Origin of the sequence: Ectothiorhodospira shaposhnikovii (genome assembly GCF_022227765.1) — a bacterium.
Classification (GTDB): domain Bacteria; phylum Pseudomonadota; class Gammaproteobacteria; order Ectothiorhodospirales; family Ectothiorhodospiraceae; genus Ectothiorhodospira.
This window is the reverse complement of record NZ_JAJMLZ010000004.1, coordinates 35,367-57,674: the sequence shown is the minus strand read 5'-3', so window position 1 is coordinate 57,674 and position 22,308 is coordinate 35,367. Positions and strand designations below refer to the sequence as shown.

Annotated in this window: 24 protein-coding genes; all 24 read right to left on the bottom strand. The window is 55.9% G+C overall.

Going from position 1 to position 22,308, the window contains the following annotated elements:
* Nucleotides 1–10: 10 nt before the first annotated feature.
* Complete coding sequence (locus LQD11_RS06615) at nt 11–277, bottom strand: hypothetical protein (protein ID WP_238616831.1); 267 nt, start codon at nt 275–277, stop codon at nt 11–13.
* A gap of 15 nt (nt 278–292) precedes the next feature.
* Nucleotides 293–844 carry a 3'-5' exonuclease gene (locus tag LQD11_RS06610; RefSeq protein ID WP_238616830.1) on the bottom strand — a complete coding sequence of 184 codons (552 nt, stop codon included), beginning with the start codon at nt 842–844 and terminating at the stop codon, nt 293–295.
* A 75-nt stretch (nt 845–919) separates the two neighbouring features.
* Nucleotides 920–1,411: a helix-turn-helix domain-containing protein gene (locus LQD11_RS06605; RefSeq protein WP_238616829.1), complete on the bottom strand. Its 492-nt coding sequence runs from the start codon at nt 1,409–1,411 to the stop codon at nt 920–922.
* Between the two features lie 50 nt (nt 1,412–1,461).
* Nucleotides 1,462–1,695: a hypothetical protein gene (locus tag LQD11_RS06600; protein ID WP_238616828.1), complete on the bottom strand. Its 234-nt coding sequence runs from the start codon at nt 1,693–1,695 to the stop codon at nt 1,462–1,464.
* Nucleotides 1,692–2,249 (bottom strand): Nmad5 family putative nucleotide modification protein, encoded by a 558-nt coding sequence (locus tag LQD11_RS06595; RefSeq protein WP_238616827.1) that lies wholly within the window; start codon nt 2,247–2,249, stop codon nt 1,692–1,694. Before LQD11_RS06595 ends, LQD11_RS06600 begins: the two co-directional genes overlap by 4 nt.
* Nucleotides 2,250–2,328: 79 nt before the next feature.
* Nucleotides 2,329–2,943 (bottom strand): adenylate kinase family protein, encoded by a 615-nt coding sequence (locus LQD11_RS06590; protein ID WP_238616826.1) that lies wholly within the window; start codon nt 2,941–2,943, stop codon nt 2,329–2,331.
* Entirely contained in the window at nt 2,940–3,425 is a 486-nt protein-coding gene (gene dut, locus LQD11_RS06585) for a dUTP diphosphatase (RefSeq protein ID WP_420828257.1), read from the bottom strand. The genes LQD11_RS06590 and dut overlap by 4 nt, the downstream gene beginning before the upstream one ends.
* Nucleotides 3,426–3,952: 527 nt before the next feature.
* Nucleotides 3,953–4,744, bottom strand: a complete 792-nt coding sequence (locus LQD11_RS06580) for an SPFH domain-containing protein (RefSeq protein ID WP_238616825.1) — start codon at nt 4,742–4,744, stop codon at nt 3,953–3,955.
* On the bottom strand, nt 4,744–4,974 hold the full coding sequence (locus LQD11_RS06575) for a hypothetical protein (RefSeq protein ID WP_238616824.1): 231 nt from the start codon (nt 4,972–4,974) through the stop codon (nt 4,744–4,746). Before LQD11_RS06575 ends, LQD11_RS06580 begins: the two co-directional genes overlap by 1 nt.
* Nucleotides 4,975–5,422: 448 nt before the next feature.
* Nucleotides 5,423–6,397 (bottom strand): thymidylate synthase, encoded by a 975-nt coding sequence (gene thyA / locus LQD11_RS06570; RefSeq protein ID WP_338081476.1) that lies wholly within the window; start codon nt 6,395–6,397, stop codon nt 5,423–5,425.
* A gap of 122 nt (nt 6,398–6,519) precedes the next feature.
* Nucleotides 6,520–7,095 carry a RuvC family protein gene (locus LQD11_RS06565; protein WP_238616823.1) on the bottom strand — a complete coding sequence of 192 codons (576 nt, stop codon included), beginning with the start codon at nt 7,093–7,095 and terminating at the stop codon, nt 6,520–6,522.
* 4 nt (nt 7,096–7,099) lie between these two features.
* Complete coding sequence (locus LQD11_RS06560; protein ID WP_238616822.1) at nt 7,100–7,597, bottom strand: hypothetical protein; 498 nt, start codon at nt 7,595–7,597, stop codon at nt 7,100–7,102.
* Between the two features lies 1 nt (nt 7,598).
* A complete protein-coding gene (locus tag LQD11_RS06555) occupies nt 7,599–9,545 on the bottom strand; it encodes an AAA family ATPase (RefSeq protein WP_238616821.1) in 1,947 nt (648 codons plus the stop codon).
* 223 nt (nt 9,546–9,768) lie between these two features.
* On the bottom strand, nt 9,769–10,176 hold the full coding sequence (locus LQD11_RS06550) for a beta barrel domain-containing protein (protein WP_238616820.1): 408 nt from the start codon (nt 10,174–10,176) through the stop codon (nt 9,769–9,771).
* Complete coding sequence (locus LQD11_RS06545; protein ID WP_238616819.1) at nt 10,173–11,210, bottom strand: metallophosphoesterase family protein; 1,038 nt, start codon at nt 11,208–11,210, stop codon at nt 10,173–10,175. Before LQD11_RS06545 ends, LQD11_RS06550 begins: the two co-directional genes overlap by 4 nt.
* A gap of 9 nt (nt 11,211–11,219) precedes the next feature.
* Complete coding sequence (locus tag LQD11_RS06540; protein ID WP_238616818.1) at nt 11,220–11,765, bottom strand: hypothetical protein; 546 nt, start codon at nt 11,763–11,765, stop codon at nt 11,220–11,222.
* A gap of 50 nt (nt 11,766–11,815) precedes the next feature.
* A complete protein-coding gene (locus LQD11_RS06535) occupies nt 11,816–13,876 on the bottom strand; it encodes a hypothetical protein (RefSeq protein WP_238616817.1) in 2,061 nt (686 codons plus the stop codon).
* A complete protein-coding gene (locus LQD11_RS06530) occupies nt 13,873–14,805 on the bottom strand; it encodes a 5'-3' exonuclease H3TH domain-containing protein (protein WP_238616816.1) in 933 nt (310 codons plus the stop codon). Before LQD11_RS06530 ends, LQD11_RS06535 begins: the two co-directional genes overlap by 4 nt.
* Before the next feature lie 52 nt (nt 14,806–14,857).
* Nucleotides 14,858–15,718 carry a hypothetical protein gene (locus LQD11_RS06525; RefSeq protein ID WP_238616815.1) on the bottom strand — a complete coding sequence of 287 codons (861 nt, stop codon included), beginning with the start codon at nt 15,716–15,718 and terminating at the stop codon, nt 14,858–14,860.
* A 132-nt stretch (nt 15,719–15,850) separates the two neighbouring features.
* Nucleotides 15,851–16,363, bottom strand: coding sequence for a hypothetical protein (locus LQD11_RS06520; RefSeq protein ID WP_238616814.1), 513 nt, complete (start codon nt 16,361–16,363; stop codon nt 15,851–15,853).
* Between the two features lie 79 nt (nt 16,364–16,442).
* On the bottom strand, nt 16,443–19,811 hold the full coding sequence (gene dnaE / locus LQD11_RS06515; protein WP_238616813.1) for a DNA polymerase III subunit alpha: 3,369 nt from the start codon (nt 19,809–19,811) through the stop codon (nt 16,443–16,445).
* On the bottom strand, nt 19,812–20,381 hold the full coding sequence (locus LQD11_RS06510; protein ID WP_238616812.1) for a hypothetical protein: 570 nt from the start codon (nt 20,379–20,381) through the stop codon (nt 19,812–19,814).
* On the bottom strand, nt 20,374–20,997 hold the full coding sequence (locus tag LQD11_RS06505) for a sigma factor (protein ID WP_238616811.1): 624 nt from the start codon (nt 20,995–20,997) through the stop codon (nt 20,374–20,376). Before LQD11_RS06505 ends, LQD11_RS06510 begins: the two co-directional genes overlap by 8 nt.
* A 65-nt stretch (nt 20,998–21,062) precedes the next feature.
* On the bottom strand, nt 21,063–22,250 hold the full coding sequence (locus LQD11_RS06500; RefSeq protein ID WP_238616810.1) for an AAA family ATPase: 1,188 nt from the start codon (nt 22,248–22,250) through the stop codon (nt 21,063–21,065).
* Nucleotides 22,251–22,308 lie beyond the last annotated feature (58 nt).

Here is a 22,308-nt window from a genome sequence, read left to right as displayed (position 1 = left end):
GAGCGACCGACTAGGTAGCAGCCTTGACCACCTTCTGCAGCTTGACCCGACCAAGCAGACCAAGAATCGGCATGACCAGAAGCAAGATGACCAGAAGCAGAATGTTGAAGGAGAATATGGCCAGGCCGAAAAAGACTCTCACAATGGGCATGGCAATCAGGCCGAAAAGAAGTCTCGGCAGGATCAGCCAGATGTAGGCGCCGGCCACCACAGAGTCGATCCACTTTTCATTCTTGCCAATGCTGCATTTGAAGCCAAAAATTTCACCGTGTCGCATCGTCGTCCCCTCGTATCAAGCGGCCTTACGGCCTTCGTCATTCGTCGTTTCGATAGTATAGAAGCCACGCGCTAAGCCCCGGAACAGACATTCGGCAGTTTTCTGGACATCGTACAAAGCGGCGTGAGCGGCAGATTCGTCGTAGGGCACGGACAGCGCAAAGCACAGCTCTTTGAGCGTCGGCAACTTACCCATCGGGGTTGCCCATCTTGCGCTCTCCATCGTGCAGAAGGACTGCAGTGCCGGCGGCGTCATGCCTACCCGCAACAACTCCAGACCGATGAAGGGTCCGTCGAACCCCATGTTGTGTGCAATCAGCAGATCCAGGCGTGAAAGGCGAGCATGGACCTCCGGCGCTACCTTCTCCCAGGTCGGACACCCAACCAGATCCTCAATGCCGATCCCATGCACCTCCTGAGCCTTCGGGTCAATGCTTCGCAGAGGATGAATACGTTGGACGTACTGATCCACTTGCTTGGCCGTTTCCAGGTCATACTCCACCAGAGCGATTTCAATAATGCGGTCGCCCTTCTCCTGATGAAGTCCGGTCGTTTCCGTGTCTATCACGCCAATTCTCATATCAACCTCACTGATTGATGGGCAGCAAAAAGGCCGGGACCGAAGCCCCGGCCCTTGTCAGGATCAGAGGCTTTCCAGCTCCTTCAGGATTTCCAGCTCATCGTCCTCGGCTTCGGACGTAGCGCAGCATTCAGGGACAAATTCCTCGCCGGCCTTCGCGGCCTCTTCCAGCTCGGTTTCGGGCAGGTCATCCTGAGTGGCATCCACGACGCTCTCACCGCGCTTCTCCATCACCATCCGGTGCAGCTCCACCAGCGTCTCCCAGTCCTCGGCGGACATTTCGTGCCGATGGAAGGTCAGGGCCGGCGTGCTGAGGGCGGAGGCATTGGTCAGCTTCTGAGCGTGGGCCTCGTCCTCTGCGTACATACCCACGATAATCTCCAGCAGACGGTTGGACACCGGGATGCGGCCGAACTCGATGTTCGCCAGCTTCACGCTCGACATGCCAAGCTCACCGGCCATGTCCTGCAGAGTCTGGTCGCGGTCGATGCGAATCTTGCGCAGCTCCTTGCCGAATTGAGTCAGAACGCCTTTTTCTTTTACCGTCTTTGCCATTGTAATTGCTCCACTTGTAATTGATTCGTTACTTATCTTAGTAACGAAATTCAGGGGTTTGAATTGGTAGATTTGAAGATTTCACTGGTTGCCGTGATCATGTCAAACAGATCGCCGTCAACCAGCCCCGATACAGCCATAAACAACGTGTCGATTGATGCGCTCAATGCCTCGGTGGACAATTTACCATGCTCATAACACAACAGCAGGTGCATGAGCGTTTCGGTTGCCTTGCGGTTGATTTCGTACCGCAGTTCCTCGTAGGCATTAAGTTCTTTCATCACGATGCCTGCTTAAATTCGGCCAGCGTCTTGCGAATGCCGTCAACAGGCTTCATGGGAAGATTTTTTTTGGGATCTTTGTACTCAGGAGGAAGCAGATCCCATGCTTCCGGCCATTGCTCCTTCAACTGGGCAGTGGTGTTAATGAGAGTCAGAGCTTTCATGATTTCCTGACAAACCGATCTCCGCGAGGCGCGAATTTCGTCGATTTTATCTTTGATCTCCCTTGCCTCAATGTAATCGGGATCGTCCGCTCGAACCTCAACAAAAACATGACGATTGAAGGCCGGACGAAAGTCGTCCATCTCAATTACGATAGAGTGGCCTTCACGACTCAGCAGGATGTCTCTGGTCGTGGTAAAGAAGCGGAACGGCTTGGACTTGATAACATAGGCAAAACCCGCCATTTCCCTTTCGTAGAATTTCCTTGCGATCTCAGCCTCTCTCTTTTTAAGCTCATTCATTTTCTTGTCAATCGAATCCTCGACCAAAAGCGTCACGAGGCCAGAACGAATGGCCTTGTTCATCTTGTGAGATACGACTTTTTCTTCAGACATGGACATACCCTCCGCTTATGTTGTGCTTCACTTCAAACTTCAACGATGCAAATAGTAACAATCGAACTCAGGGAAGTGTTCAGTGAATAGCAACTCTCCTGACTACTTCCTCATGACGCTTTTCAACACCAAGAAGGACACGATGCAGACCCATCACCCTTTCGGAAAGATCGGTGGCCGACCGCGACATATAGTGCTTGGTCGCCTTGCACCGCTCGTCCGCCGCCAGCCCCATAATGAGGCTGTTGATGTGCTCAATGTAAGCAGGGTTGGCCGGCGCTTTACCTTCAGCCTCTACCAGCTTGATGCCCGGCTGAACAACCACCAAAGAGGAAAAGTGGCGATTGACCACGCGAAAACAGGCGTCCGAATAAGCCATCAAACACCCAACGCGCTCCGGAGACAGATTGGTTCTGCGGACATCAGCCAGGGTGTAGGCCAGGAGGTCAATGGGTGTTCTGTCCGTGATGAAGCGCGACGGCGCCCCTTCAAAGGTCTTGCTCATGAGAGCCAGAATCCGCCCCTGAATCATCAGGCGAATGTCGAAGTCGTAATCTTCCTTCGGATCGAGTCCAAGCTCGACGAAGACGCCTGACACATCGGTTTGTACAAAAGGCAGACCACAAGACTCCGCGAACGCCTTGCAGAGCGTTGACTTGCCAACGCGGTGAGCGCCCGTCACGCCAATCATCATGCGACTCCAGAAATGCCCGTGCTGCCAAAGCCACCGCAGCCCCGAACAGTGTTGGCATGGAAATCAGACACCACTTCAAAATCGGCTCTGGCGATGGGCACAAACAGGAGCTGGGCAATCCGGTCGCCAGGGTTGATGACGTAGTGCTCTTCGCTTCTGTTCCAGACGCTGATGTGAAGCTGTCCCTGATAATCGGCGTCGATGATGCCGGTCAGGTTGCCGCAGACGATGCCATGCTTGTGACCCAGCCCGGAGCGGGGAACGATCATGGCGGCGTAGCCGGGGTTGTTGATCCAGATGGCGATGCCGGTCCCTACCAGCTCAACCTGATTGGGCGCCAAGCGCAGAGGCTTGTCGATTGCAGCCAGAAGATCCAGGCCGGCGGCCATGTCGCTCTTGTAGGCGGGCAGATCGAAAGTGGCGCCGATACGGTCGTCCAGAATTTTGATTTGAACGGGAAGGTTCAAAGCGTTTTCTCCCATAGTTGGTTGATGAGGTGTGGCGATGTGATGGCCGTGCGGCATTCACCACATCGGGAAGGGATCTGCGGACTTATTACCTGCGCTCCGTTAATCCGCGTTTCGGTGCGTCCAGTCGCGGCGGCTATCGCTGTGCCCGAAGACCTTTTGATTTACCGTTACCCGCCAAGCACTTGAGTTACAGCGGCCACGAGGTGCCACAGAACCCTTCCCGATGCCCTCTCCTTTGTACTACGGCGAGAGGGGTTCCGTTGATGCAGTGGTCGGCGCTGATCCCCAACTTAGAGGTCTGGTTACAGGGCAGTCCTCAAGGGCTGTACCACCTTGCGTATCAGCCTACGCATTCACCACATCGGGAAGGGCTTTGGTGGCCGTCATGTAAACCGCCGGACACTTACCTCGTGGGTGTGGTCAACACTCGACCAAAGCCCTTCCCGATGCTCACCAGATAACGCCCTGGTGAGACGGCGTACTGCTTCTTCGCTTTAGAGTATAGTAACCAATTACTTAACTTTCAGATCAAAAAGACTTTACCTGACGTTCACCAAAGGCAGCGGTCCAGTGCCCTGGCCGACCGTGAGAATGCAGGTGCTCTTGCCGGACGTACAAGCGGCCTCGATCACCTCCAACTCCCGTTGACGCAAGATTTCCGGCGTCAGTGATTGGGTTAGCGCCTGGTTGATCAGAACCTGCTCACCGGCAATCTGAAGCTCAACGCTCTTCGCTTCCAACTCCTTGTTTCGGCTTACAGCCGTCTTGATGGCCTCTTCCACGGATGGATCAGTTCTGATGTCACGGACCACAACCTTCGTCACCCGAAACACGCCAGGGTCGGATTGCTCCAAAGCCCTTTGGGTGCGGGCCTCAATCGCCTCCCTCACCTCGTCGCGTTTCTGGTGGACAATCAGGCTGTCGTACTCGGCAAATGTGGCATAAACAGCATCCCGGCCCATCGACCTCACCAGTTCAAACGCCGGATACCAAATACCTCCTTCGAGCAAATGCCGATTGGCGTATTTCGTACTCAACTCGGCCACCTGGTCGGGTCTGACCGTGTAATAGACCTCCACATCCACATTCGCCAGGGATAGGTTATCCCTCGCTTTCGGCTTGAGGCCACTCATGGGCACGGTGATCTCTTTGGTCGAAAACTCCTGCACCGAAGACATGAAGGCCGTGTAAAAGCCGGGCGGCAATTCGGTGAGCTGGACATGACCATCCCAGGCGGTGCGTACCCCCACGTTACCCGTCTCGACGGTCCCGCACCCAGTCAGTGCCAGGGCCATCGCCAGCAACAGAAAAACTCCAATAACCTTTTTCATCAGTGACTTACCTCCAGAACAAAAATGACAGCCACAATGACTGCCGTGACAAAAGCGGCAAAACCCATCTTGGCGGCAACCTTGATGTCTTTGCCGTGTATGTGCCGGTAGCCCAGAATGAGGGCGGCCACCACCGCATAAACAAACAACCACAAAACAAGCGCCCTTACCATATCGAAACCCTCACAAAACCCAACGTCACCAGTTAAAACTTGCTCTTCAAATGCCAATAAGCGCAAAGAGGCCAGATGAAAAATATCAATGCCATGAAATTAAAATACTCCCAACCACTGACCTCATTACTATCTTCCCTTGTGTACATATAAGCCGCAAAAACAGACCACGCATAAATGGCGCCCAAATACCAGATGCACATGGTCAAACCAATAAATTCACTAGACGGCAACGGAACGCAAATGCAAAGGCTCATGTCAGTATCTCCTTCTTTGGCTCATCCAGCGATCAAACATTTTGGCGCTATGCCCAAAGATCGTCAGATGTTCCTTAGCGTCATTCCGCTCATAAACAAGTAGCGGAGCTTTTTCACTTGGATGCCTCATCCTAAGCGCCTCATAATGCCCAACCGAACTCTCCCGACTCCAACCCTGGGATTCGCAGAAGCGTGCGAAGCTCTCCAGCTTCTTAACATGCAAGCGACTTCTGTATCGCTGCATGGCGTCACACAGCCACGGGCGCCGGGATGGCCGGCATCGGGTTGTATCCGACCACCTGCATATCTTCCAGGGTGAAGTCGTCAATGCTGGTGATGGCCGGATTCAGAGTCAGTGCCGGGGAGGCTCCTTCGCCCTTCACTTTCACCCACCGACCCAGCAGTTCGTGCGCCTGGTCGTAGTGGTTGTGGTAAAGATGAATGTCGCCGCCTGTCCAGACAAAATCACGCGGCTCATGGTTCGTCACCTGGGCTACCATGTGCAGCAGCAGTGAGTAGGAGGCGATGTTGAAGGGTACACCGAGGAAAATGTCCGCCGAGCGTTGGTAGAGCTGGCAGGACAAGGCCCGCGCAGGAATCCCCGCCTTCTTGGCGGCGGCATGAATGGTGTTCACATTCTGAGTGGACTTGAATCTGATTGAGCTAGGCTTGTGAATGCCCCAAATCAGACTCGGATCATTCTTTTCTACCAGGCGACTCCATATCCAAGTCGGATTCAGCGGCTCACTGAAAAACTGAAACATCGTATGGCACGGCGGCAGGGCCATTTCATCCAGTTGAGCCACGTTCCAGGCACTGACCAGCAGCCGGCGACTGTTGGGATTCACTTTCAACTGCTCAATCACTTTGGCGAGCTGGTCAATATGGCCGCCCTTCCCGTCCGGCCAAGACCGCCACTGCTGCCCGTAGATGGGACCAAAGGTGCCATCCTCGCGGACCCATTCATCCCAGATGTGGTTGTTCTGCTCGTGCAGGTAGTCGATGTTCTGGTTGCCCTTCAAGAACCACAGCAGCTCGGAAGCCACCAGCTTGAAGGGTACTTTCTTGGTGATCAGCAGAGGAAATTCCTCGCCCCCCAACCAAAAGCGCATCTGGCGACCGAACACGGCGCGAGAGCCAGTGCCGGTTCGGTCTTCGCGGTCAATGCCGGCGCGAAGGACGTTATCCAGAAGCTCGTGGTAGTTATTCATTTGATAGGTCACGGATTATCTCCCGTTTTTGTTGATTGCCGGGACAGAATATGCCCCGGCAACAGGGGTATCGAGTGGTAGTCTAAAGAAAAAGTTAGGTAATTGCTAACTTATTTTTTATTGCACGAAAACAGTCAGGCTGCGACTTCGGCAGCGCCACGAACAGCGCACACCATCTGGAACGTCTCGGTGTGCAGGCCCGCGTAAATCGTCCCGAGAGCGTCCGCCAGATGCTCGTTGGCGTTGGTGATGACCTCCTTCCCCTTCATCTTGCGCCGAATCCAGGGCGCATTCGGGTGCCGCTCCATCGCCCACAAGATCATGTCCTCTTTGGAGGCGGTTTTTGATCCCACAGTGGCCAACTTGACCTCCGTGGGCGTCACTTCGATCATAGGCACCGGGCAAGACGCCAGAACGCCCACGGCGATGCCCAGCCCCCACGACGCCCTGGCCGACTGACTGCCTACCGGCACCTCAACCATCGCCACTGAGCAGTTGACGCAGGCGCGGTCGATGCCCGACCTCAACTCCCTGGCCCGACGCAGATCGTCGGAGTTCTTCCTGACTGTCTTTTTGTCCCTCGACTCGGTGGTGTAGAGCGTCATGCCAACCACCTCCACCCGCCGGGTGATCGGATCAATCAACGCTCTGACCGTGCCAAGATTACGCAGGCTTGGGTCAATGCCTGCCACCATGATTTGCTTCATCATTTCCTCACCAGCTTCCAAAGGATTGCCCGTAAACTTCTGCGTTCTTCAGGATTGCAACGGCTCTCTCGGCCTCTTTTTTCGCCAGACCGATCTCCATTGCCACCTCGTCAATAGAGCGCCCCAAAACCCGATCCATAAACCCCCGAAGACCATCAAGCGCAATAAGCGCCTCAAAAATGCCAAACTCAGCATGTTTTGCGTCGAAGGGGTTTGAGGGTGGCCCGGGTGGCCCACCGACCGGCAAAAGCGGCTCCGCCTCAATCAAAAGTGGTACTCGCTTCCCGGTTTTGAATTTCTTGAGCCTGAATGCTTCGCTGCCAATCAACGGCACCTTGCGATAACCCTTCTCGAAAAGAAAGGTGACAGTGGCCGGCTGATTCAGTACCACCTCGATATCTTCGCTCTCAAGAATCTCGTTGATCTTCGCCACCAATTCTGGATTGGCGAGCATGTGCGCGATTTCTTGCTCGCCAACCAAGCCCTTTGTCTTTGTAGTTGCCATATCAAATCTCCTTCGTCAGTGCGCCAGAGACGGTTGAAACCCCTCCCTTCTTGGTCACAGTGCAGACCTGCCCAATGTAGTCGGCCAGGTCATTGTGACTGATGACCAACACAGTGCCGCGATCACGGGCCTTTTCGTCGAGAATACCCATCAAACGCTCCAGGCCGGCGTCGTCAAGGGCATGGTCGATCTCGTCCGCCACGAACAGGTCGATGGGCTTGGTGGCCCGGCTTGCTACCAGATCCTGCAGGGCCATCGTGGTGGCCACCCGGACCTTGCGCTTTTCGCCGCCCGACAGCCCACCAAAGGACTCGGCGCCCTTGTCGTTGCTTACCTCAATGTTGAACTTCTCCCTCAGCTCGCCCTTTGCCGTGGCGGACAGCGTGCTCCATGTTGCCGTGATGTTGCCGTCCGACAGCGCCCCCAGGTAATGCGCCGTCCGCTCATTCAGAAACGGCGTCACCGTGTCCAAAATGTGCGCTCTCACACCGGCGGGACCGAAGACCGTGGCCGCGTCCCGCGCAAGCTCACGGAGTTCTTCCTGCGCCGAAACCTCCTGCTCCAACTCGGAAACTCCCCGCTCCAGGTCTTTGCACCGCTCCGCGATTTTGGCCCGCATTTCCTCGTGTGGATTGACTGCCGCACGGAGCCGCTTGACCTCGTTGACCATGCCGGCCAATGACTCCCTTGAACGCACAATCGCGTTCTTGTGGTCGCGGATCTTCTCCGCCTTCTCCAGCAACTGACTTTGCAGGTGCAGGGCCGCGCTCACGTCCGGCAGGGCCGCCTTGAGCGATTCGACCTCGGCCGCCCTTGTCTCGGCCACCTCGACTGCCTTCCTGTAAGCCTTCAGCACATTGATGGCTTCCGCTTCAACCCCAGCCACCCTCTTTCGACTCAGCTTTTCCGCAGCCTCCAAGTCCTTCTCTTCGTAGGGCTTGCCGCACTCGCCGCAAGGCTTGCCAACGCGCTCCTTGATCCCATCAAGATCAGCCCTGGCCTTCGCCAGTTCGGCCTTCTTGGTTTGCACCACAAACTTCAGGCGGTCCATCTCGCTTTGCGCCGAGCTGTGGGCGGCTTGAGCCTTCTCCACCGCCTTCTCCTGCTCGCCACGGCCCGTCAACGTCTTGGTGACTTCATCCAGCGCCGACTTAACCTCCGACTCCGATAAGTAAGACTCTTCCTTTTCCATGAGCTTTATCTTTTCGGAAAGGCTCTTTGCCGACGCCACCACTTCATCAGTAAGCCGTGAATTATCTTCACGCCACTTGATAATGGACTTTTCGATCTCTGCCAGGCCCAGTTTTGAGTGCGAAAGCGCATCGCGCTTAGCCTCCAGTCTTGAGACTTTGGCCGCAAGTTCACTCTCCGCAGTGGACAGGCGCTTGCGGGCCACATCATAAGCAGCCTGCAGCCGGTGGATTCCGGCAGCCTCTTCCACCAGCACCTTGAGAGCTTTGTCGGTCATGCCCGGCAGGTCTGGCATCGCTTCTTGGCCGGCATACACCGCCGCCCTGAATACCTCCAGGGAGCACCCCATGATTCTCTCCACCACCTCCTGAGTTTGCTTGTCGGTGCCCAGCGTCAGATCGTCCTCGGTGCCGTCTGGCTTGAGCCTGAACACCCAAAGCGCACTCTTGCCTTCCTTGTGCTTACGGTGGCGAACGATGCGGTAGATGTCGGTGTCATCGACCACCACCAAAGCCACTCTGGTGCCCTTTCCGGCCTTTTTGCTGATGACCGCATCGCCAGTAACACCTCTGGCTGTTTCGCCGTACAGCGCCCAACACAGTGCGTCTGGCAGGGTGCTCTTGCCGGCGCCATTGCTGTTTGCGCTGTCGTCATCCTCGTTGCGCCCTTGGATCAACACCAGGCTCTTGCCGGCCAACTCCAATTCAGCTTGGCCGATGGTCAGAAAGTTCTCTATTTCCAGTCGCTCGATTTTCATCTACCAATCCTCTTTGCCCGCCTTTCCCTTTCATGAGCCTTGTTTCGTCGGAGATTCCATTCACTCACTCCAATCGTCTCAACAGGGCCAACTTCCGGGTCCGCCCATGCGTAAGGGTCATAACAACTGCAACCCATTGGCTCCAGCGTTTTTGGGTCCACGGGGAAGCACATCAAATCCTCTCCCACCACCTTGATGCGCCCCTCGTATCGGCTTTTGACTGTCATGCCGCTTCTCCATCCTTGTTCTTGTTCTTGGCTGCGTCAATGATTTCGCAGATTTTCTGCACCTCTTCAAACGTAAGCAAGCCCAAATTCTTTTTATCGTCAAAGAAGCGCAGTACATAACCTCTGAGTTTTGCCTCTTTGATTTTTTGCAAAATTTCATCGGTTGGCTGAACAATTCTGACTGACCGCCCCCAGTGATCGCTACTTATCAAATTCCCGGTGGTTCTGCGAAATCTCCTGCCTGACGACTTCAGTAGAATTTGAGTGCGCGTAACCCTGTCCACCACATCCAAAGATATGCTTGAGTGACCATAATTGAATCGCTTGACTACCACCTTGTCGCCCGGCTTCAGTGATTCCAACCAGGAAGCATAAGTGTCTTTTGCGTCGTTATTGTTACTCATACCGCCTCCGATTCAGAAAGGATTTCAGCACACAAGACATTGAGCTTTTCCTGACGGGCCAAGCCCTTGAGCCTGATAAACTCGGCCACGGACGCGCCCAGACTAACCCCTGCTGACACTGTGGTGCCGGTGCGGCTGACCACCGCAGCCTTCTTGATCGGGTGAATCACCACACCCGCCGCGCCCAAGCTGATCAACCACTCGCGCATGTCGGCAATCTGGCTCTCCCGCTCTACTTCAACCCTGGCCCGAACGTAGTTGCCATCCACCATCAAGGCCACATCATCCTCCGGCAAGGTAGGGTCCAGGTCGATGAACGAGGGCGCATGAGTGGCGCAACGAAGCACCTTCCCCTCGTCGTCAACAAACAGAAAGCCGGCCCTTGTACCCACATCGCCCCAGGTCTGATGCGTCAAGGCGCCAATCGAATACACCCCGCCGTCCATCGCCTTGAAGGCGTGGTAGTGACCGGAGAACACGCGACCAAACCCAAGACTGGCAAGCCATTCTGCCGTCAGTCCATGATCCGGCAGCCCCTCGATCACGCCGTCGATGGGCGCATGAAGGATCAGGCTGTGATTTTTATTTGCATCCACCCCCTCAAGGATGGACTTCAACTGCATCACCGTGGGCTGCCAGGGCACAAGGGTCAGGCCATACTTCTCGATCACCGAAGGGGCGTGGCACACCGTCACACCCACCGACTCCATCGCCGTCACGGCGTTGGTCATGGAACCCGACTCACGGGCCTCCATGTCGTGATTGCCGGGAATCATGACCACCTTCAGACCTCTTTCAACCAGCTCGCCATAGAGCTTGATGACGGGATTAAAGACTGAAGGCGCGATGTTTCCGCGCACATGAAACAGATCGCCGGCGTGGATCAGGACGGCATCGTGCTCCAGGGCCAACTCGCCGGCCCGACGTGTTTCGTCCAGAATGATCTGGTTTCTGCTGTTTACGCCATTGTCGAGCGTTTTCCCAAATGCACTCCAGGCGTGATGGTGTGTGTCTGAAATAATCACAAAAGCCATAAATTCTCCTTACGTTGTCGCCTGAACAAACCTTCGCGTAACTTTCATAAAAACTACTGTAGCGTTTTTGTTTTGGGAATAAATCAGATTGCCGTACATCTTCCTGAGAGTTGCCTTCATGCTTTGAGCGGCGTTATCTTTTTCTATCAGCCCAGCTTTAGCTAAATGATTCTGAGCCGCATACAGCGTCGCCATATCGTCGATGCTGCCGCTGTATACCCGCGTGACCGAGGCGGCCGCAAACAAGCTCTCAGACTTCGTATCCAACAGCGTAACCACGCTGCCCGGAAAGATTCGACGCGCCCAAGCCGTGCCCATTCGGAACGTGTTGAACTCATCCTCAAAACCCACCAGAGGCGGTCTGAAGGCGAAAATCGGGATGAACCGATGGCAGGATTTGATACGGAGGTGATCGAAGATTTCTCGCCTACCCGCTTCGTCGAGGCACCGCCCCTGTCGACCACAGTGGTCACACAGAAGGCGGGTTTTTGAGGCATAGTGACAGGTGTTCTCTACGATGACTGGCTCTATGTAACGCATATCCGGATTGATCATGGGCACCCCCTCTGAAGATGCCCATAATCATACCCCTAATTACGCTGCCGTCATGATGGCAACATGGCCAAAAGCTCGCCGTAAAGCCCTTCTTCCTCGACCTTCTTGATCAGTTGACTGACAAAGTAGGATTTGCCGTCCGTCCATGCGATTCTGGCGCCGGACTGCGTGAGTTTGCCAATCTTCACCAAGTAGTCGATCATCGAATGGATGTGGTCGAAGTAGCCCGATCCGTCCTCCCTGAACATGAAGTACAGTTCGGTTTCCTGAAACGGTCTGGTGTGTTTGTTCTTCACCGCCTTGAGCGAGATCAACTGGCCGGCAAATTCCTTCTCCTTGTCCATGATCTTCTTGCGACCCACGGCCAACCGACCAGAGGCGTAAAATTCCATCGCGCCTCCACCTGGGGTACAGTTATGCACGACGAACCCATTGAGTACGTTGCCAGCCAGATAGTTGTGGTTCCCCTCAACGGTAATGTCGTACATCCGATGACTCTGGTGCGTCTTGCCACCAGGACGAACCTCAACAACGTCGGCAAATTCCGCCTCAGTCATCGGAGTGCAAGCCAAAGGCCGATGAACGTACTTACCTCTGAACTCAGGTGGCAGCTTGTACTCCATGCAAGACGGGACATGCTCGGCAATCATCCCGGCAATCTTCCGCGAGGAATTCGCATCAAACACGATTGCGCCAAGACCATAGCGAATCGAGAACGTGAGTCCGAGGTCGGCAAAAATCTCCCCTATCCTCTCAAGATGATCGTGGTTCCCGGCGAACCTCCTGAAGCTCAAGGTGTACCGTGCCCGGTCGTCACTCATGTGCCCATCATCCATGATCGCAATGGCAAGTTGCTCCTTGGTGATGCCATCCTCGAAGGCTCTCAGAGGGTTTCTGGCGCAATCAGAAAGCAGCTTCAGTTCGTTGGAAAAGTTGGAGGCGTACTTGATGCCACTCCCACCTTTCCACTTGATTTCAGTCGCCTTGAAAGACAGGTGCTCACTCAGCATTTCAACCTTCCACTTGGCATACTCAGGGTTCCTGTTGTCTTGCAGATTCAAACAGGCAGTCAGTCTCTGACGTGATGGCTGAACCAAACTGCAGTCAAAGGCCATGACCGCCTTCAGAAACTCAAGAGCGCGACCAGCAAACATACGTTCCACACTGGAAACAACCTTGTCGTCAGTGGTCAGGCTTCCGGCCTCCACCCACCCCCTTTGCGTCAAGATGAGGTGGTCATTGGTCACTGTCATGCCAAAGATCCCATTCTTTGTGCCGAAGCCCTGCGCACGAATATGAACCCAAGCCTTACCCTCCGGCTTCGGGCCGTTGTCATGCCAACCGATAATTCTGCGCGGCTCAATGGACTGAGTGGCCTCATTGTAAGACCAAACCTCCTTATCAATTTTCCGCTCGACCACCGTGGCAATGCTTGCGGAAGTCCCATCAACAAAGGGAATCATTACGTCCCCTCTGAGGCAGGTCGGGTCGCCATAAACGACCCCAGGTTTGGTGCGGATCTGATTGAGGTACAAGCAGGTCATGTTGATGGCCGAAGCTCTGGCATTGATGACCTTGAGCGTTGTACTGGTGACACGGGCCAGGGCCGTGGTGTCGTTCATGGACAACTCATCCAGCTCTTTATCGACCATCGACTTAGGCACTGCCGCCGCGATGGAGTCAAGCACAAACAGGATCGGCGCTTGCGGATCAATCAGGCCGCGCTTGCGGATCAATTCCGCCGCCTGCATCGCCAAAGTGTTGCCCTGCTCCCAGGTTGTCGGCTGCATGTGGATGAAATGAGGCTTTTCCACGTTCAAACCCATCTTGGCGGACAGCTCAACCATGAAGGCCCGCTCAAAGTCGGCCATGATGACGATGCCGCCGGCCTTTTGCGCCTCGATCATGGCATTGGCCGCGATCACGGTCTTGCCGGAAGAAGATGGACCATAAATCTCGTACATGCGCCCATAAGCAAAGCCACCGTCGTAACGCCCGGAGAGGATCTTGTTGAGCTGAGGGAAGCCAGTGCTGAGCCAACCCTTCACCTCGTCTTCACACGCCGCTGCCGCGCCAATCAGGGCCTCAAGTTCTGCCAATGCACTGCTCATGCTGCTCTCCTTTTTTCGATGCTGAAAACGGACTGCCACTGGTCGAGAACCGACAAGATGGACAGAAAGTGAAATTCCTCACAGAAGGCTTTGAAGCCCGCGATGTCAGGGGTCGAACGGTCCCATGTCACCAAGCCTATTGGCTCCATGTTGTCGATCAAATTCATCAGCCGCAGGTTGCGGTAATAAGCGTCCCGCATGGGGACGGAAGACTTGGGTGGCACCTCATTGGCAGCAAAACGCTTGAGGACCGCACTGGCAGGGGCATGGCCCATCGCATCGACCTTATGGAAGAACGCCTCAACGGAGCCATACTGCATCATCAACTCCTGGGCGCCCTTCTCACCAATGCCGCCAACGCCCTTGATGTTGTCGGACGAATCCCCCGTCAGCGCCTTGCCGTCCAAGAACTGACGGGCCGAGGCGTAGCCGGTGAACTCGGCAAAATTGGACGGGAAACACCAGCGGTCACGGATCGGGTCATACCAGCGCACATCGTTGCTCACCAACTGCACCCAGTCCTTGTCCCCAGTAACCAGGATGGCCTTTCGCCCGGCACGCTTGCGGACCAAAAGCCCGGCCACATCGTCAGCCTCGGCCTGCTCGGGAAAGCACTGAGCCACGCCCAGCAAACGCAGCGCCTGCTGCAGATCAGACTTTTGCTCGGACCAGGCTTCCTTTGCCTGAGCCATCTTGCTGTCCTTGTTGCGGTTGCCCTTGTATTCGGGATAAACCTTGAAACGCCAATTATCCTTCCCGTCCCACAGGACAATGGGGTAATAGTCGGAGTGGGCTTGGGCCAACATCCGAAGCGTTTTGAGAAAACCAAAGATGGAACGAACATCGCGGCCGCCAACCGAGAGCTTCGCGCCTCCGGTCTGCGCGGCAAAGCCGATATTGTTGCCATCGACAATGAGAATATTGGACATACTGCACCCCCATAGAAAAAGGCCGGCGCGAGGCCGGCCTCTTTTGCTGCGATCAGACGTTTTCCAGGTCGCCCAGGAGTGCTTCAAGATCGTCCTCGGACGCCTCGACCGTGGCCGCCACCGTCACGGTGGGTCTGGCCGCTGCGGGCGCAGGGGCAGCGGTCGCGCCGTCCAACTCGAAGGGCAGATCATCATCGAAATCAGAAGGCAGAGCGGGGGTGGTCGGCTTGTCGGGAGAGACTGCCGGAGCCGCCAATGCCAGGCCGGACACGGTAGCCACTGCGGACAGCGCCTTCGTCTCGCCCTCCTTGTACTCCTGCTGGACGTATTCATCGAGATTGTGGAGCTTCTTCAGCACTGCAGGATCGACCGGGTTGGACTTCACCGCAGCCATCACCGAATACTCGGTATTCAGCCCCTTGCCGGTACGGTTGATCACCAGATCAACGCCCTCTTTCAGATCGAGGATGTTGATGCCTTCGTCGCCGTACTGCTCCATCACCTCCAGAATCTTCTCGAAGGTGCCGGGGGTCAGATCCAGAATGACCGGGGCAGAGGGATCTTCGCCGTCCAGGTGCAGCGCGTTCAGCAGAACGCGGCCCTTCGACTTCGCTTCCTTGAGGGCATTGATGATTTCGTCGGAGCCGGCCTTGGAAATCCCGCCGTTGATGGCTTCGCAGACCGGGCACATCTTGCCGAAGGTCTTTTCCACGCACAGATAGACCGCCTTGATCGAGCCGTCCACGCCCTTGACGAAGTGCTGGCTGAAGTCGTGGTAGAACTGCGGATCACTTTCGCCACGCCAGCCGGGCAGAATGCGCCACTTGCTTTTGCCGGGGGTGGGCTTGACGGTATTGGCGCGGCGTCCGGACTGAGCCTGAATGGCAGCCTTCTTGTTGCGGACGAGTTCCATCAGTTCTCTTGGGGTAGGCATGTTTCGTTTCCTTTTGCTTGGTTGTTTTTGTACTTGGGTTGTTTTGTGCTTGTGTCGCCGTTTCAGACTTCACAAGCACAAGTATAGTCACCTGTTACTTATCTTTTAAGGCTAATGTTCGGCACCCTTTGCGATTGCCAGCGCCCGGTCACGGAGCGAGTTGGCGCGAGTTTCTGCGGCCTCCTTTGCCATCACCCGAAGGGTGCCGTCCATGTCCTTGCGTCGATCCGATCCGGTCTGGATCAGCATGTCCCGCTTGTCGGAGATGGCGCGAATGGCATTCTTCGCCATCGTTTCCACCGTCTTCGCTTCGATCACGGCCAGAGCGGCCCTGACGTAACGGGAATCGCGCTTGATCGCCTTTTCGATTTGAGTTTCGGTGATCTTGGTGCCCGACGATGCGGCCTCGTCGCGGATCTCCTTGTCGAGCTTGGCTTCAAGCGCCTCCAGGCTCAGCTTTTTGATTGCGGCCTGGCGCTCGGCTTTGGCCGCAAGCACACCGTAGTGCGCCATCAATCCGGCCTGTTCCTGCACGGCCTCATCAAAGTTGGTGTCGCCAAAGCTCGAATCCCGCATGAGCTGGTCGGCGTCGATGAACTTCTCAACGCTGGTTTCAGTAGTCACTCTTTCCTCCGGTCGTTGTTGCAGTATGTGCATTGTCTCGCACGTTTTCAGGGAATAAAAGTCATCCATGACTTATCTTTCAAAGTACCATTTCGGCTACTTTGGCGAACAGGTCGTCCAACATCTTCTGCTTGGAGCCGTCAAAGTGGCACATCAACGGACTGATGCCGAAGATCACACTGGCATCGAGCTTGGGCAGATAGTGAACCTGCCCGCATAGGTCCGCATAGCCACCCTTCACGTCAGGAACAAAGTGCCTGATGGCCGCGCCACCCAGGGCCACAATCACTGGCGGCTTGAGCAGTCCCACCTCTCGGTCCAGATACCCGCAGCAGCCGTTGATCTGCTCGTTGGTGAGTTGCTTATCCACCTTTGGCGAGCGAACCAACGCGGTGAAGTAGCCATCGCCAACCGATAGCCCCGCCTCCTTGATGGCGCTCTTGACGAAGGTGGCAGCGTCACCCTCCATCATCTTGCCGGCCTTCTCTTCGGCCCAGTTTGGGCAGTCGGTGACAACCATGAACTTTGGCGACTTGCCCATGCGCGGCAATGGGTGCGCGTTACCCTGCAGGCTGCATTTTTCGCACGACCTGACTTCGTTGGCCAACTTGACGATTTCACCTTTGATGTAAGGCGAAATGTCGATTTTCCGATCCGCCTTCAGCAGTTCAACCACAAGCCCCGGCAGCAGCTCCATTTGATCCTTCAGGCGATCCGGATGCCTTGCCGGCAGCGAACCGGCCGTTACCGAAGCGAAAGCGCCGACCCGCTCCAGCGCCTCCTGAACCCTGACATTGACGTTTCGCTTGTTGACGTTTGCCAGGAAATCCTCTTTGCTGGTAAACGGCCTGCCAATACGCTTGCGGGCCTCAAGAATGGCGTCGGCAGTCTTGTCGGAGGCGCCCTTGAGACGGTTGAAAGGTGCGACCAACAGTGGATTGCCGGCGGGGTCCGCGTGAATCTCAAAATCAGGTCCGGACAAATTGATGTCCGGCGGGGCCACAAAGACATTTCGCCTCTCTGCGTCCTTCACTATTTCTGTCAGCTTTTCCTCTTTCATGACGGAAAGCGAGGCGGCATAAAATTCAGGTGGATATTTCACTTTGATCCACATTGCAAGGTAAGAAATAATCGCGTACTCCACACTATGCGAAAGGTTGAAGGCGTACCCTGCGAACTTTTCGATTTTGTCAAAAATATCCCTTGCGCGACGTTCATCCATACCGGAGTGTGATTTGCAGCCGCTCACCCACTTTTCGCGCATTTCGGCCATCTTGTCCGCATCCTTTTTACCCATAGCTTTCCGCATGTGGTCCGATTCGGCGTGAGTGAATCCGGCCAAATCCACCGCAAGCTGCATGACCTGCTCCTGATACACAATGACGCCTTGCGTGGATTCAAGCGCAGCCTTCATATTCGGATGCTCATAGTGAGGCGCGTTCATGCCCTGGCGAATGGACACAAAATCGTCCAGCAGGCCCGATTGCATGGGACCGGGACGATAAAGCGCAGTGGCCGCAACCAGGTCATCAAAGGTCAAGTCGCCGCCCACGGCCAGATCCTTCAGGAGCTTTCTCATGCCAGAGCTTTCAAACTGGAATACGCCCACCGTGTCCCCCTGACCAAATGCCTTCATCACGTCCTTGTCGTCCAGGGGAAGCTGTATAAAGTCGATGGTGACACCGTGCCGGGCCTGAATCATGCTCTTGGCGCAGGTAAGCAAGTCCAACGTGGACAGGCCCAAAATGTCGATCTTGACCAGCCCCCAGTCTTCGACCACCCGCTTGTCCCAGTTGACGACAGGCAGATCGCTCGACCGCTGGATCAAGGTGGCCCGGTTGATGATGGGTTCGCCGGCAATCACCACACCGGCCGCGTGTTGCCCCAATGATCTGAGCTTGCCTTCAAGGCGAACGGCATGATCCCAAACCTCCCGGTGTGCCTCTCTGAATTTTTCAAGCTCCGGAACCGTCTCGCAGGCCGGGACCAAATCAGTGTCCTTTGGGATGTACTTGGAGCACTCAATGTCGAACTTGGATAACCCGAACACTCGCCCAGTATCGCGCAAGGCAGAGGCCGCGCCCATCGTGGTGTAGTTGCTGATGCCGGCCACCCGTTCGGCCCCATACTTCTCCACCAGATGCTGAATCACCTCGCCCCGTCTGGAACTCATGAAGTCCAGGTCGGCGTCGGGAAGGTCAAGACGCTCAGGGTTGATGAAACGCTCAAAAATGAGGTTGAACCGAATCGGGTCCACATCGGTGATGCCAAGCAAATACGCGACCAGCGATCCGCCAACCGACCCGCGTCCCGGCCCTACCGTGATGCCGTTTCGCTTTGACCACTGAACCAGCTCCTGCACAACCAGGAAGTACCGCTCAAACCCCATTCTGTTCAGTACGCCAAGCTCGTACTTCAGGCGCTCAAGATACTTGGGAATGTCGGCCGGGGAAGGCATGTACCCCATCGTCGGCTTCGACAGACGCTCTTTCCAGCCGATCTTGCACTCAGCCACCAGGCGGGCCTGTTCATTTTCAGCCATCGCGGGTAAGGAGATGGCTTGCTTCTTCCACTCAAAGCTGCAGGCATCAACCAGCTTTTGCATCCCGGCAATGGCGCCGGCAATGGCCCCGGACGGGTTCTCCAGCGTTGTCCAACGCTTGAGCCTTGCCGCAAGAGCCACCCCACACCGGCCCACTTCCAGCGGCGCCTTGACGGTCAGATCGCGCATGTAGGGGATGTGTCTCGCCGGACTGTCCATTTTGCCGTTGGCGACGATAGCGGCCATGACATCGCGTGCGTCCGCATCCTCTGCCGACTCGTAAAGGACTGGCATCGTCAGCACGGTATCCATCTCAAGCTCTCGGGCCAATTCAATCCCTCGCTCATTCAGACGGTCAAAGAGCGGAGTATTGATGGGCACGATTTCAACGAAAGCACAGCCCGCTGCGGCGGTCCTCATTTTCAAAAGCAGCTCCCGGCAGTCTTCGCGGTGAAGGACGCTGTAGAAGTCCCCGGAAGAGACTGCCAAATTGCCCCGCGCCAAGGCCGGCAACAAGTCCTCAAGCCCAAGACGAGGCTCAATGTAGAAGCGATCCTCCTGATAGGAGCGCGACAGCAGCTTCATAATATCCTGTACCCCGGCATGGTTTCTGGCGTACACCTTCGGATACCACGGCCCATTTGCTCTCGCCTCCTTTTTCGACACGCTTTTCTCCCTGAGCGTCGGGTCCGGCACAATCTTCAGGCGAACTCCGACGATGGGCTTGACACCCTCTTTCTCGGCGCAGGTACAAAAATCCACCAGGCCGTTGATGCTCATAGTGTCCACCAAAGCCACGCTCTTATAGCCGGCAGCCTTCATCAGCGTTGGTATTTGCTTTGGTGCCATCAGCGCCTCTCCCATCGAGAAGTAGGAGCGGACGGCAAGTGCATGTTGGTAGTTCATTCAGCCTCCGGTAAGAACAAAGCGGCCATCGGATTCACTGATCAAATCCATAGCCAGCAAAAAGTGAATGGCGATACTGACGTGCGAATAAGCGGTGGCCTTTGACATGCCAGATTGCATGTAAAGCGTGGCAAGATCGTTCTTGGACAGTCCGCCATCAATCAGTCCGTCAATGATGATCCTCATGTACTTCGGGCCTTTGATTGCGAACGGGTTTTGCCTCTTCCGCAGATTCAGGCCCATAACTTCGCAGGTGAAGCCTTGACGCAACAAACGCTCGGCATACTCTGCAGGCTTTTTTGCCGTGATCCGCTCCAGCACTCTTTGGCTGTCTGCATCAAGGCCGGTCGCCCTGGTTCGCGGCGTGACAGGCTTTTCGGCCTTCCTCGTCTTCGCGGCCGGTGACTCTGGCACGGCGATACCCTCTTCCGCCCGAATTGCCCTCAGCGTCTGGCTTGCCTGTTCTCCGCAATCCGCTGAACACGGACAGCCTGCACACAGAACATTGGAGGGACTGAAGGAGATGATTGAGCCAAAACAGCCGGGCCTGTAGAGGCTGACTTCACTCATAAATCGCTCTCAGTTCACGCAAAATGGAATACCGCTCCGCCTTGCTCACGCCGAAGGTCTTGCATAGGCAATTCAAGATAAGAACCAAGTCAACGTCCTTCGCGCAGCGGGTAGCAAAGCCCTGCCGTTGTGCCATGTCGGCTTGCGCCCTCATTGCCCGGTACTCATCCATCACAAAGTCTGGCGGATCAATAAGCCAGTTCAGAGCGGTCAGCGCGAGCTTGGAGAGGCTGCGGCAGTTTCTTTCATACTGAGCCTCACGGTCATACTCAGCTTCAGGTCCGGGTATATCCGACTCAAAGAGATCCAGCATCGTGCTGCCCTCCTGATCGTCACCCATCGGTTCGTCGTAGCTGAAGGTCGTAAGGCGGGTCTGCGTTTCGACCAGGCGATTGATGCCGGTATAGGCCGACTTCACAAAGTAGGTCGAAAAGCGAAAGCCGGCGTCTGGGTCAAACTTGTCCCTTGCCATCAGCCATGTCAGGCTGATCTCCTGCACAACGTCATCAAACTCCATCGGAATATGACAGGCGAGAATGCGGGCGTGGCACTTGCGGGCAATGTGGAGAATGAGGCCCAGGTTGTTCTCGTAGCTGGTTTGATCTTTCATGTCCATCCGTATCTCCTTCAAGCATGTGGGGGCATAAGCCCCCACGGCCATCTCTATGGCCAAACTTAGACTCAGGCGCCGACGGTGCTGAAAATGCGCTGCGCCACGCCCTCTGCAGTCTCCCGGTCAACCTTGTTCAAGCGGTTGATGAAGGCGAGCTGCAGGCCGACGGTCCAAGAGCCTCGACGCAGACCCAGCTTGGCGGCGTAGATCAGTTCGCGTGGACCGATGGTGGACGCCATCTTCCCGCCGTCGAAGGACTTGCGAACGGCTTGGGCAAACTCGACCAGCTTCTCGGCGTCTTCCTTGACGATGCCGGCCTGATTCGAGATCACCGCGACCTCCATGTTCTTCTGCATGTAGGGCACATGCTCAGTGATACCAAAGCGGCTGTAGTTGGCCGCGTTGCCGAGATTCGTGCCCAGGTAAAGGCCGGTGTCATCCCCGGCGCCGTTGGTGTTGCCCGTCGCCAGGAAGCGGAAGTTTTCGTGCGGACGGACCACCCGCCACTCCGGCGGAGCCTCTTTGATGACCAGCGGCTTGCCTTCGAGCACAGCCTGATACACGGCCAACACGGAGGGAGAGGCGTAGTCGTATTCGTCGGCGTTGTAGGTCCAGCCGTGCTTCATTGCCAGTGCCAGCGGACCCGGCTCGTAGTAGGTGCCTTTTTCATTCGCCAGCATCTGACCGACGATGTGCGCCTCTTCGGTGTTGGCCGTGTGCTGAACACGCATGTAGGGGCGGCGGGTGTAATGGCAGATTTGTTCAATCACCGTTGACTTACCTACGCCGGCATGGCCCCACAAATACGTCGGGATTTTCAGCTCCAGACCCAGCAGGACAGTCTTCAGCAGTTCGATGTTGAAGACGTAGGCAGTGTCCTCGTCCGGAATCATGTCCTCAAAGCCGTCATTGCCCAGGACGGTAATCGGGATCGGCTCGCCACGGCCATTGAGGGCGGCCTTGACCTTGCCCAGCTTGAAAACTTCGTGCATGGGCTTCTTGACAGCGCCCGGCCGAAGCGTGGTCACGGTCGCAGATTCGGCCATTTCAGCCTTCAGCGGCTCGGACTCAGGGGCCGCAGCGGCAGCGGCCTTCTTTTCGGCCAGGCGCTGACGTGCCATTTCGGACAGCAAAGGTGCGTCCGGGTACATTCTCTTGTAAGCGTCCAGGGACACCTCCGGATGCTCGTCACGCAGGTGAATGGCGACGGCGTGAACGGCGGCACCGCAAATCTGACAGGTGATTTTCTGGCTCATGTTGCTCCCTCTCTCGTTTTGAAGGTGATTCATCGGTTACTTATTTTCAATGATACGG

Excerpts from the sequence above, each read along its gene's own strand:
- LQD11_RS06555 (WP_238616821.1), bottom strand. The coding sequence starts at position 9,545 with ATGAAAATCGAGCGACTGGAAATAGAGAACTTTCTGACCATCGGCCAA.
- LQD11_RS06565 (WP_238616823.1), bottom strand. The coding sequence starts at position 7,095 with ATGATGAAGCAAATCATGGTGGCAGGCATTGACCCAAGCCTGCGTAAT.
- LQD11_RS06540 (WP_238616818.1), bottom strand. The coding sequence starts at position 11,765 with ATGATCAATCCGGATATGCGTTACATAGAGCCAGTCATCGTAGAGAAC.
- LQD11_RS06535 (WP_238616817.1), bottom strand. The coding sequence starts at position 13,876 with ATGAGCAGTGCATTGGCAGAACTTGAGGCCCTGATTGGCGCGGCAGCG.
- LQD11_RS06560 (WP_238616822.1), bottom strand. The coding sequence starts at position 7,597 with ATGGCAACTACAAAGACAAAGGGCTTGGTTGGCGAGCAAGAAATCGCG.
- LQD11_RS06500 (WP_238616810.1), bottom strand. The coding sequence starts at position 22,250 with ATGAGCCAGAAAATCACCTGTCAGATTTGCGGTGCCGCCGTTCACGCC.
- dnaE (WP_238616813.1), bottom strand. The coding sequence starts at position 19,811 with ATGAACTACCAACATGCACTTGCCGTCCGCTCCTACTTCTCGATGGGA.
- LQD11_RS06605 (WP_238616829.1), bottom strand. The coding sequence starts at position 1,411 with ATGGCAAAGACGGTAAAAGAAAAAGGCGTTCTGACTCAATTCGGCAAG.
- LQD11_RS06510 (WP_238616812.1), bottom strand. The coding sequence starts at position 20,381 with ATGAGTGAAGTCAGCCTCTACAGGCCCGGCTGTTTTGGCTCAATCATC.
- LQD11_RS06615 (WP_238616831.1), bottom strand. The coding sequence starts at position 277 with ATGCGACACGGTGAAATTTTTGGCTTCAAATGCAGCATTGGCAAGAAT.
- LQD11_RS06530 (WP_238616816.1), bottom strand. The coding sequence starts at position 14,805 with ATGTCCAATATTCTCATTGTCGATGGCAACAATATCGGCTTTGCCGCG.
- LQD11_RS06590 (WP_238616826.1), bottom strand. The coding sequence starts at position 2,943 with ATGATGATTGGCGTGACGGGCGCTCACCGCGTTGGCAAGTCAACGCTC.
- LQD11_RS06525 (WP_238616815.1), bottom strand. The coding sequence starts at position 15,718 with ATGGAACTCGTCCGCAACAAGAAGGCTGCCATTCAGGCTCAGTCCGGA.
- LQD11_RS06595 (WP_238616827.1), bottom strand. The coding sequence starts at position 2,249 with ATGTCTGAAGAAAAAGTCGTATCTCACAAGATGAACAAGGCCATTCGT.
- dut (WP_420828257.1), bottom strand. The coding sequence starts at position 3,425 with ATGGGAGAAAACGCTTTGAACCTTCCCGTTCAAATCAAAATTCTGGAC.
- LQD11_RS06550 (WP_238616820.1), bottom strand. The coding sequence starts at position 10,176 with ATGAGTAACAATAACGACGCAAAAGACACTTATGCTTCCTGGTTGGAA.
- LQD11_RS06545 (WP_238616819.1), bottom strand. The coding sequence starts at position 11,210 with ATGGCTTTTGTGATTATTTCAGACACACACCATCACGCCTGGAGTGCA.
- LQD11_RS06580 (WP_238616825.1), bottom strand. The coding sequence starts at position 4,744 with ATGAAAAAGGTTATTGGAGTTTTTCTGTTGCTGGCGATGGCCCTGGCA.
- LQD11_RS06505 (WP_238616811.1), bottom strand. The coding sequence starts at position 20,997 with ATGGACATGAAAGATCAAACCAGCTACGAGAACAACCTGGGCCTCATT.